The 1,735-nt window shown below is 60.3% G+C and carries 1 protein-coding gene; it reads left to right on the top strand.

Annotated elements, in window-relative coordinates:
* Positions 1–1,626, top strand: a 1,626-nt coding sequence (locus ACLRGI_RS23150; protein WP_419203781.1) for a right-handed parallel beta-helix repeat-containing protein, incomplete at its 5' end; no start/stop codon positions are given.
* Between the last annotated feature and the right edge of the window lie 109 nt (positions 1,627–1,735).

Raw genomic sequence — 1,735 nt, 5'->3', positions numbered from 1 at the left:
AATGCCACTTATGCCCGCGCCGGCCTCGGTGGGCTCGTCCTCGACGCGACCGCTGGCCCGTACAACGCGAAGGGCGACGGGGCCACGGATGACTACACCGCGATCGACAATGCCGCTGTAGCCCTCGAAACCTTTGGTGGTGGCACTTTGCTGCTACCCAAGGGCGTTTATCGGACCAGCGCCTACCTGCGCCCCCGCAACTACGTCCGCTACCAAGGCGCAGGAATCGGCAGGACCGTCATCAAGCCCTACCAGTCCGCCGCTTTCACTGGGCACGGCACACTCGCCGCGCCAATCGAGTCCCCATCCTGGTTCGACATGACATGGGACGGCTCAAGCATCCCCGGCACGAACAGCCTCAAGGGCCAGTTCTCCGAGTACCTTCGCAATGCCCATTGGGAACGAGTGGAGTGCAAGAACTTCACGGCGACCGGCTTCGGCTCCGACTTCCTCCCTGGCGGGCGGTACATCAACTGCATCGCCTCGGGCAACGGGCGCGGGCAGGCTGTCCATGACCCAGGCATGTCCGGTTTCGGCATCGGCACCGGAAAGTACGATGTCGAGGACGTGCTGGTCCAAGGTTGCATCGCTTTCGGCAACACCAACTACGGCATCTTCGTGGAGAAGCAAGGTGGAGTAGCCAACACGCCCTACTACTCCAAAGGTGTCAGGATCGTGAACAACTACACCTACGGCAACGCGTGGGGCATCGGTGGCTGTGGCGTGGACTCGCCCGTGTATTCGGGCAACGTCTGCTCCAACAACAGCTACGACGGCATCACCCTCCATGAGGGCACAGGCCTAGCTCCCCTTGGCCAGCCTGACAAGAAAGCTATTGTTACCGGCAACCAGTGCTACAGCAATGGTCGCGACGGAATCAATATCGATTACGAGAAGAACTCCCTCGCAGCGAATCAGGCCTACCACGTCATCAGCTCGAACAACTGCTACTCCAACACCCGCGACGGCTTCCGGCTTGTAGGCGCTAAGTGGGCATCAGACGTCGTACGCGGCATCAAGGTCATCGGCAACAAATTCAGCCGGAACGGCGGCGAAGGGATCAACGTCGTATCGGCTACCGGTGCGGAGGCTGGCGCATACATCGCTGACCTTCACATAGAAGACAACGACGTGAACGCGAACGCACTCAACGGCATCCGCCTCAGTGAGAACCTGACACGGCCGGTCGTTCGGGGCAATACCTGCTTCGATGACCAAGCCACCCGCACTCAGGTCTACGGCATCCTCACCGACGCTGGGCACACCATCACGGACGGCACCGTGCAGGGAAATACGCTCGTGCAGAACAAGACTGACGGCATGAGTCCTCTGGCTACGTGGGCAGGCTACACGCTGGTGACAGGCAACAAGGGCTACTACCCCGGCTGGAACAACGTCACCGGCACATCACCCCTGACCTACACCTGTGGGGTCACCCCGGAAACGCTGTACTTCACAGGATCCGTAACCGACGTACAGTTCAAGCCACGTGCCGCAGGCGGATTCATCACCATGGGCACAGGAGGGACCGGAACGCATTCCTTCCCGCTGGAGCCCGGTGACCAGGTGCAGATCACCTACACCGGCGCCACACCATCCAACGGCAAATCAATCAAGCGCCAGTAAGGGCAACATAAGACCGGTTATCTTCCCCTGCGTAACAGAGCCCCATCCTCATCAGAGGGTGGGGCTCTTTTGTCGTTACTCGGCTGTTCGAATGTTGAGCGCCTGGCAA

The organism is Paenarthrobacter sp. PPS72 (genome assembly GCF_048537125.1).
Classification (GTDB): domain Bacteria; phylum Actinomycetota; class Actinomycetes; order Actinomycetales; family Micrococcaceae; genus Arthrobacter; species Arthrobacter nitroguajacolicus_E.
This window is presented reverse-complemented; position numbering and strand designations above follow the sequence as displayed.